6 protein-coding genes and 1 pseudogene are annotated in these 9578 nt (G+C 49.9%); 2 read left to right on the plus strand and 5 right to left on the minus strand.

Annotated features, from left to right (window positions below):
* Positions 1-53: 53 nt before the first annotated feature.
* The 5 genes from PEL01S_RS30690 to PEL01S_RS30710 all read right to left on the minus strand — a co-directional run bounded on the left by PEL01S_RS30690 (position 54) and on the right by PEL01S_RS30710 (position 6054).
* A complete protein-coding gene (locus PEL01S_RS30690; RefSeq protein ID WP_127462932.1) occupies positions 54-947 on the minus strand; it encodes an ROK family protein in 894 nt (297 codons plus the stop codon).
* Positions 948-969: 22 nt separating this feature from the next.
* Positions 970-2448, minus strand: a complete 1479-nt coding sequence (locus tag PEL01S_RS30695) for a glycoside hydrolase family 32 protein (RefSeq protein WP_127462933.1) — start codon at positions 2446-2448, stop codon at positions 970-972.
* Between the two features lie 143 nt (positions 2449-2591).
* Positions 2592-4205, minus strand: a complete 1614-nt coding sequence (locus PEL01S_RS30700) for an ABC transporter substrate-binding protein (protein ID WP_174807034.1) — start codon at positions 4203-4205, stop codon at positions 2592-2594.
* Positions 4206-4250: 45 nt separating this feature from the next.
* Entirely contained in the window at positions 4251-5132 is an 882-nt protein-coding gene (locus PEL01S_RS30705; RefSeq protein WP_127462935.1) for a carbohydrate ABC transporter permease, read from the minus strand.
* A gap of 16 nt (positions 5133-5148) precedes the next feature.
* Positions 5149-6054: an ABC transporter permease gene (locus PEL01S_RS30710; protein ID WP_010495811.1), complete on the minus strand. Its 906-nt coding sequence runs from the start codon at positions 6052-6054 to the stop codon at positions 5149-5151.
* Between the two features lie 437 nt (positions 6055-6491).
* Here PEL01S_RS30710 and PEL01S_RS30715 point away from each other — a divergent pair, with 437 nt between their 5' ends.
* Complete coding sequence (locus PEL01S_RS30715; protein WP_127462936.1) at positions 6492-7529, plus strand: LacI family DNA-binding transcriptional regulator; 1038 nt, start codon at positions 6492-6494, stop codon at positions 7527-7529.
* A gap of 568 nt (positions 7530-8097) precedes the next feature.
* Positions 8098-9415: pseudogene (locus PEL01S_RS30720) on the plus strand (IS4 family transposase).
* Positions 9416-9578 lie beyond the last annotated feature (163 nt).

Here is a 9578-nt window from a genome sequence, read left to right on the forward strand (position 1 = left end):
AGCCAGCTCCCCTTTTTTACAAATCGGCCGAACATTATAGCTGCAGCGTCAAGTTAAAGTGAAGGAACCTGAGACTGCAGGGCGGCAAGACCAAGCGCGAATGCCCCGCATAAACCGGCCTGCTGTCCAAGTCCCGGCGGTACGATGTATTCGTCCATGCGCTCCACAATTTCGCTGGCGCTCACATAACCGTTCAAATTCGCTTTCACCGCTTCCCTGATGAGCGGGAACAGCTGGGACTGCTGCATGACGCCCCCTCCGAGAATGACCTTTTCCGGCGAATTCAAAAGAACGGCCCCGGTAATCGATTGCGCAATATAGTAGGCTTCCATCCCCCAAGCCGGATGGTTCGACGGGAGCTCATGCCCTTTCACGTTCCAACGGGCCTCGATCGCCGGCCCGGACGCCATGCCTTCAAGGCAGTCGCCGTGATAAGGGCATAAGCCTGCAAAATCATCCCCCGGATGCCGCCTCGTTAGCATATGCCCGCCTTCCGGATGGACCAGCCCCTGGACAAGCCTGCCTTCCAAAAAGACGCCAATGCCGATTCCTGTCCCAACCGTGTAATAGAGGCAGCTTTTTAATCCCTTGGCCGCCCCCCAGGTCGCCTCGCCAAAGGCGGCCGCGTTCACATCGGTGTTCCATCCGCAGGGAACATCGAATTCGCGCCGCAGAGTCCCCAGAAAGTCGACATTCCCCCAGCCCGGCTTTGGCGTTGTGGTGACATATCCGTAGGTCGGACTCCCGAGGCGAAGGTCGATCGGACCGAAAGATCCGATCCCTATCGCATCCACGGATTTTTCTTTGAAATAAGCAATCGCCTTACCGAGCGTAGTCTCGGGATCCTCCGTCGGAAAGCTGATGCTATCGACGACTTCGCCGCGTTCGTTTCCGACCCCGCATACAAACTTGGTTCCGCCCGCTTCGATTCCTCCAATGCGCAGCATATCGGGCTGCCCCCTTCCGTACTTAGTTCGAGCCCTTGGCGGACGGCGCCATTTCATAAACTGAAAATGAAGCCAGCAGAAGCCTATCATCATCAGCCGTTAGCGAAATTCCTAAAGCATCGCCTTGGGGATAAATCAGGTCGGTAATGACCGCCTGGCCGCCATTGGCAAATACTTCGACGGAGGAACGGTCCACATAAATTTGAAGATCGATCGTCGCTTCCGGAGATTGCAGCTTTGCCGCATGAACGCCTCGGAACTGCTCATGGAACTCATGCAATCCGGACTTCGTCCGGTCTACATACACTTCTCCACGCGCTGCATCCACCCCGACTATAGTCTCTCCCTGATCGCCCTTTCTCACCTTGAATGCATAAGATGAGCCGGACGACGCGACCACTTTCAACTCATAGCTCTCCAACCGCAAGGAAGCGAGTGCTTCTTCCGCTTCTGTCCAGGACACATTCGTCAGCTCCAGCGCCTGAACGCGGGCATACTCGAGCTCACGCACCGGCTTCTGTACCAAGGTTGCGCAGCCATCCGCTCCGGATCGAAGCTGCAGCTCTCTTGGTACCGTCATCGCACCACGGAATCCCTCCGTCGGAGTAAGATTGGCGTATTTCCAGTTACTCATCCAGCCGATATAGAGGCGTCTTCCATCCTCCGCAGGAACGTCGGACCAGGTTACACCCGCATAGTTATCGCGGCCATAATCCAGCCAACGCACCGTATGGGACGATTCATCCGGCGTGAACGCGATTCCGTCAAAGCTGCCGGTAAAATACTGGATCCGCGAGCCTTCCTTATAGGCGGGATCATCGCCGATGCTGACCAGCATCACCCATTTTTGCTTAGACGAATCTCCGTCAAGATTCAGCGCGAATAAATCCGGACACTCCCACACTCCGCCATGGAAGCCGATGCCGGCGCCAAACTCGCTTCCAAATGTCCACGATTTCAAATCGGGGGAATGGTAGATACATACCGATTGCCCGCATGCGATGACCATGACCCAGCGATTCGTGTCCTCATGCCAAAATACTTTCGGATCGCGGAAGTCGATATAAGACTCATGCTTCAATACCGGATTGCTTTCAAACTTTGTCCAGGTTCTCCCGTTGTCCTTGCTGTACGCGAGGCTCTGCGTTTGGAGGTAGAGGTCACCCTCCTGCGGAAGATGATGCGTAAAAATAGCGACAAGTCCGGGCTCATCCCCGAAAAAACCCGTTGTATTGCGCCAATCGACCACAGCGCTCCCCGAGTAAATCATACCGTTCTCATCCGGCGCCAGCGCGATATCAAGCTCCTCCCAGACGACCAAGTCTTTGCTGACGGCGTGGCCCCAGTGCATCGGACCCCAAGTCATCCCGTTGGGATGATGCTGAAAGAACAGATGGTATTCGCCGTTAAAATAGACCATCCCGTTCGGATCGTTCATCCACTTCTCGTTAGGCGAGAAATGATACATACCTCTATAGTTGTGCTTGACCGTGGTAGACATGGTGCAGCTCTCCTTTTCTCTCCGAAATCAGATCCGTCCGACTGTCGTGCCGGAATTTGTCTCTATATATCTCAATTAGTAGGAGGCTGCGCACTTCAACGCCTTCATCGCCGCCAGGTGCACAACCTCCGCTTGGACATCCCTTACTGCTTTGCGGCCCGATCGTAACCGGATTGTTTAATTTTAAGCCACTCCTTCAGCCCCAGCCGATCAAGCTCTTTCAAATAGGCATCCCACTGCTCGTCAATCTTGCCGTTTTGGTACCATTCTGTGCGCATTCTAAGCACGTAGGCGAAGAGGTCTGTTTCGATGGTCGTCAGGCGATCCAGCTCATCGATCGAATGAAAGACGCTCGGCATCACATTCTCCGCTTTCATGTGAGGAACCATAATTTTTTTGACGATCTGCATTCTTTCTTTGGCGTCGTCCGGCAAGGTTGTATGTTTGCCGTAATAGCCGTCCAGGATCGCGAGCGGACCGCCGACGCTTGTTTTCTCGCGCAGCTCTACCGGCGCCGTACCGTTCAGCGGCAAGTGCTTCAGCATCTTGTTCGAAGCGTCAAACTCGAAAATATTTTGCTGCTTGTCATCGCCATAGGTGCCCCAGTTATTTTGGACGGATTGAATCGGGTCATACATTTGATCGACCCATTTCGCCGTCGTCTCCAGGTTTTTGTTGGCGCTCGTAATGACCATTCTACCGCGGTGGAAGCCCAGGGCGTTTGTCCGGGTGACATTGGTTTCGCCGCTTGGCCCGGCTACAGGAGGCATGACGTCATAGCTGTCATTGGCACCGGAGATATTGCTCTTATCCCAGGAGAAATAAAGGCCGTATTTGTGATCCTTCCCTTTAGCCAGGTAGGTGCTCCAGTCCTGCGTATACGCTTCAATATCGATAAGCCCTTCCTTATACAGCTCGTTAATGAACTTTACCGCATTCTTGTACCCTTCTTCAGCAGGGGTGAAGACGACTTTGCCCTCGTTCGTCACTACCGCGTGGTCCGGGTTCTCCCCAAGCCCGAATGCCGCGAACAGGAAGACGAGATCTTCGGCGCCCGGTTTGTTAATAAAGGACAGCGGAATTTCATCCGCCTTTCCATTGCCGTTCGGATCCTGCGTTTTAAAGGCGATCAGCACCTTTTTCAGCTCTTCCGTCGTTTTCGGCATTTGGAGTCCCAGCTTTTTTAGCCACGTCACATTGATCCAGGGAACCGCGTCGACAGCCTGAATGCGCTCCTTTCCTTCGCCGAGCTCTTCGATCCACGGGAATGCATAAATCTTACCGTCCGGAGCCGTCATCATCGCTTTGTATTCAGGCGCTTCCTCCAGCACTTTCTTTAAGTTCGGCATATGCTTCTCAATCAGATCGTTCAGCGGGATGATGGCCCCGTCCTTCGCCAGCTTCAACAGCTCATAATCACCGTACCCCGCGTCAAAGATTGCATCGGGCAGGTCGCCGCTCGCCATTGCGAGATTTCGTTTTTCTACAAACACATCCCGGGTGAAGTTCTTCCAGTTGATGTGAACATTCGTTTTTTCCTCAAGACGCTTAAAGATTAGCTTTTCGTTCGGATCGGCCGGGGCAAGCGGAGAGCTTTGCGTCATCACATTCAGCGTGACTTTCCCGCTTGGGTCCTGCTGGGGACTGGCGGAACCGCCGCTCCCGTCATTACTGCAGGCGGAAAGCAGGAGCGCGGAAGCAAGTACGGATGCGGATGCGGCCTTGAAGGCAGATTTCGGTTGTTTAAACTTTTTCATCCTAATGACCTCCCATTTTAAATCGCATCTATGTAATGCGGCCCTCTATTTGAGGGAACCTACCAAGACACCTTTTTCAAAATACTTTTGGAAAAACGGATACATCACGATAAGCGGCAGACTTGAGATGACGATTGCCGCATATTTAATAATCTCGGACAATCGCTTCATCTCCGCCATGGCAAGCTGATCGCCAATCATCCCCGGATCAACCTGATTCTGGATCAGAATAGAGCGGAGCACGAGCTGCAGCGGATGCAGCTTCGCATTATCGAGATAGATCATGGCGTCGAAATACGAATTCCATTGGCCGACAAAAGCGTAAAGCGCCAGAACGAAAATAATCGGTTTGGAGAGCGGCAGAACAATGCGGGCAAAAATTTTTATTTCGGAGGCGCCATCCACATTTGCCGCTTCTTTCAGCTCGTGGGGCACGCCTTTGAAGAAGGTTCGGGACAAAATAATGTTCCAAACGTTCACCGCGCCGGGAAGGAGTACCGCCCAAATGGTATCGATCATCCCTAATTTTTTGACAAGCAGATAGGTAGGCACCAGTCCTCCGCCAAAGAACAGCGTGATGAGAAAAAGCGTCATAAAAAATCTGCGCCCTTTTAAGCGGTCATCCGCCAAAGCATATCCCGCAAAGATGGACACTAGGACGGTTATAGCGGCAAAAGCGGCCGAGTACGCCACTGCGTTTCCAAAGCCTCGAACCATCGCCGGGTTAGTCAAAATCTTCTCGTACCCGTCCAAGGTCCAATCCGAGACATTAAAGGATAGCCCCCGGCTAAGCAGAACGGAAGGGTCCATAAAGGAGGCCACGACGATGTACAGCAGCGGCACAACCACAACCAGGACGGCCAACGTCAGGCAAACGCCGATCAGGACCAGCAAATAGCGATCCAGTCTGGAATGTTTGATGGGCATGATGGTGCTCCTTTCTTCAGTAAAGTCCTTCGCCCTCATTCAGCTTCTTGACGACAATGTTTACGGTAACGAGCAGGACGACATTGATCACCGAATTGAACAGCCCTACGGCGGCGGAATACGAATAGTCCCCTGCCTGTAATCCGATTTTGTAGACATAGGTCGGAATAATCTCCGAGGTTGGCAGATTCATAGCCGTTTGCATTAAGTAAGCCTTTTCAAATCCGATTGACATAATCCCGCCGGCAGCCAAAATAAAGACGATAGCCATAATCGGACGGACGGTTGGAAGGTCGATATGTCGAATTCGCTGGATCAGATTTGCTCCGTCAAGGCTGGCCGCATTATGCAGCTCGGGGTCAACGTTCGCCAGCGCGGCCACATAGATAATGGATGCCCAGCCGGCCCCGGTCCAAATATCGGACAGAATATAGATCCACCTAAAGTACTCGGGACGGGACATAAACATGACCGGTTCGCCCGTCATCCAGACAAGCAGTTGGTTAATCGGTCCTGTCGGCGATAGGAAAATAAACAGCATCCCGACGATGACAACGACGGAGATGAAGTTGGGCGCGTACAAAAATAATTGAATATTCTTCTTTACGCCTGCTCTGCGCACCTGATTTAACATGAGCGCCAGCAAAATCGGTACGGGAAAGCCGAGAAGAAGACCGTACACACTTAGCTTGAGTGTGTTTATGAGAATCACTTCAAAATTCGGTGCGGACAGAACCTTTTCGAAATGCTTCAATCCGACCCATTCGCTTCCCATAATCCCTTTGATCGGGCTGAAATTCTTGAACGCAATAACGGCTCCGTACATAGGACCGTACTTGAAGATCAGGGTTAATATAAGAGCCGGCGCAAGCAGTATGTAATGAAAATAATGCTTTTTCAAATAGCCGAGTGCATGGTGCATTTCTTACCCTCCGTCCCTCCTTGAAGTTTACATTTGCCAACCGAAAAGGCTTTCATCAACATCGTTCCATGCCCTCCGCTTCCCTATCCATTTACAATTTAGCACTTCATTTCGTCAGAAGTCAATACAAAATGTAAATTAACATTAGTCAATTTGATTACAAATTTGTGTGAATTTAATACGTTTTAACTTTACATTTGCACAAATCCAAGCCTTGAAGATCGTTTAAAAGCTATTATTTTATGGGAATGCCGATTCAAAAGAGACGTTCTTGCCTATTCACCTACTACTATAATCAGTTAAAAATGCATATTAATAAAAATAATGGAAATTTTTAAACGCAAATTTATTTGTGCATTTGTAAACTCATGTTGCTATTTTTCACAAACTAATATAAATTGGAAGGAGATCTGTAGAGAGAAACTTGAGGTGAAATAATGACGAAGGAACGCGTGACCATACAAGACATCGCCGACGCGCTGGGCATTTCGCGCAACACCGCCTCCAAGGCGCTGAACGGAAGCAAAAGCATTCCGGAGGAGACTCGCAACAAGGTCATTAAGAAAGCGATAGAGTTAAAATATAAACAGTTTGCGTATATGGAAAGCGAAAGCAAGTTGTCCAAAAAATCGGGGAACATCGCGCTTTTAACGGAAAACCTGCCGAATACTTCCCATTTCGGGTCCACCCTGATCAGCGGACTGGAGGAGCGGATCAGCAGCGAAGGCTATAATCTGTCCATTCACATCGTCAGAGACATTGAGCGCAGCACCTTGTCGTTGCCTAACAATTTCGATGCCGCTAATGTGGACGGGATTATTTGTATCGAGCTGTTTGATATGGAATACAGCAAGCTCATTACAGGTCTCGGTATTCCTACCCTATTTGTCGACTGCTCCGCCTCCATCTGTTATTCCGACTTTCAAGCCGATGTTCTGCTGATGGAGAATGAACACAGTACTTATCAGCTTACCAAGCGGCTTATTGACGGCGGCTACAGAAGCTTTGGTTTTATCGGAAACTACTCCCACTGCCGAAGCTTTAACGAAAGATGGACGGGCTTTAACCGGGCGCTTGCCGAAGCCAGGATCAACCTCGACCTCTCCCAATGCCTCGTCGATGATGACTGCCTTTTCTCGCGGCCCGGCTGGATGGATGAGCGAATCAGCAAAATGAACGAGCTTCCCGCAGCTTTTGTTTGCGCCAACGATTACCTTGCCGCAAATTTTATGAAAGCGCTTCGGAACCGGAACATTCATGTCCCCCGGGATGTTGTTATTTGCGGCTTTGACAATGGGCCAGAATCTGTCCTTGTTGAGCCTCATCTGACAACCGTCCACATTTACAGCAGTGAAATGGGCATTAAAGGTGCGGAGATGCTTCTCTCCCGCATTCACGATCCCAAACAGCCTTACCAGGTTTCCCATATCTACACAAAACCTATTATCAGGGAATCTACGCCGAATATCAGTTAATCTCTTCAATTCGGAACTAGTCCAATAGTTTGCGTAGCATAGCCCTGACTGAAGATAATCTCGCAGGATGACAAGAAGCACGGAGTATAGAGACGTTACGCCAAAAGACGCGGACCCGTACTGTTAGAGAAACCGACCTCTCTTACTTTCAAGAAAGGTCGGCGTTTTTTATAATAATTAAGAGGTCCCTTTAACAAGCTGGCCGAGGGCTTCATCCCTTTATCAATCTAATACTACTTTTGTCATTTATGGACAGCACTGCGCTGGACTTCACATCCCTGGACATTCCGGATGCGATCCGTATATTGACTAGTTCTTGTGCGGCATTGAAATTCCATGAGCTCCAGCTCTCGATCGATCCCTTCAAAATTAGCTGGGGCCCTTTTCGGTCATTTTATTTTCCAAAATATTAATAACTCCACTTTCGCAGCTTGAAAATCGGCACATTGACTTTGTACTGCAGGGTTCGATGACATAAAAGTCCGCTCTTGACAGAAAAACACCCTTCTTGTTTGGTATCATGGAAGTGTCCAGCAACCATGCAAACAAAGAAAGGTGCGTAACTCCTATGGTACACCATAATTCCTTGTCTGAACAGGCGAAAAGTCGCTTTTCAGCCGTGTTTTCCACCCTGCAAATCGGCCATTTGCTACGTAAGGCTGGCATTTCCAAATCATTCGGTTATTCCAGCTTGGCCGAGTTTCAAATTCTGTTTTCACTCGTCTTCGAGGGCCGGAACTGGTTTCGTCTTTTGGAAAGCGATCGTGGAAAGTCGCTACCCCGCAAAGATGTTGTCTACCGTTTTCTCAATCAGGCTTCTTTTAACTGGCGGAAGTTTCTTCACAGCTTTGCTTTGAAAATCGTTTTGCACTTCGAGTCGCTCATTTCGTCTTCGCGCACGCGTGTCTTCATCGTCGACGATTCCGTCTTAAGCCGTAACCGCAGCAAGAAAGCCGAGCTCTTAGCCCGCGTGTTCGATCATACAACCGGCTGCTTTACCAGGGGCTTCAATATGCTGACTCTTGGCTGGTCGGACGGTTTCAGCTTTGCGCCGATCGACTTTGTCATGCTTTCTTCCGCTAAGCTTGTGAACCGCATCTGCGAGATGAACGAGCATTTGTCCAAGCGTAGTCAGGGCTATAAACGCCGGATAGAAGCTTTTTCCCGTAAACCAGATGCTGTCGCCGACATAGTCGAACGAGCACTGTTTGTCGGCTTTCCCGCCGACTATGTGCTGATGGACAGTTGGTTCACCCAAGCGCCGCTGCTCCGAACGTTAACCGCCAAAGGACTTCAGGTCATTGGCATGATCAAAGACATGAAACAACGTTACCGGCTGAACGGCAAGCTGCTGAACTTAAAAGAACTGTATAGCACGGTACAGAAGAACAAAGCTTCGGACGTACTTGGCTCGGTGACCGTCGAAACAGCCTGTGGCTTGCCGATCAAGCTAGTGTTTGTTCAAAACCGCAACAAGAGACGGGAATGGTTTGCGATCCTCAGCACCGACCTAACAATCGATGCGGAGGAAATTGTTCGGATTCACGGCATGAGGTGGAATATTGAGACATTTTTCAAATTCACAAAAAGTTATCTTAAGCTCGGCACCGAGTTTCAGGGTCGTTCCTTCGACATGCTCATCAGCCATACAACGGTTGTATTCAGCCGCTACTTGGTGATGGAATTCGAGCGCCGGCAGGAGAACGTCCCCAAGTCGTTGGGTGGTTTATTTTTCCTATTTGCCGACAAAGTGCGTGACCTAGATTACCAAACCGCGTTGCAGCAATTGATAATAAATCAACTATTTTTTGTCAACTCGCGAGTGGATCTCCGGTTTGCCCAGCTATATCAAAGGTTTGTTCAACCAATTAAGCTGCGAAAGTTGAGTTAATAATTATCCCCATTTACTTTATGTCCAACCTACTAAAAGAAGTTCAATCCCCCTAGGTAAGTTACATTTATCCCCATCTTCCAACTAACAATAACAATCGTAAGCGTCTATATTTTTGAATAAAGTAATTGAACACTCCCACCACCTGCGCTATGGCG

The organism is Paenibacillus elgii NBRC 100335 (assembly GCF_004000865.1).
Lineage (GTDB): Bacteria > Bacillota > Bacilli > Paenibacillales > NBRC-103111 > Paenibacillus_G > Paenibacillus_G elgii.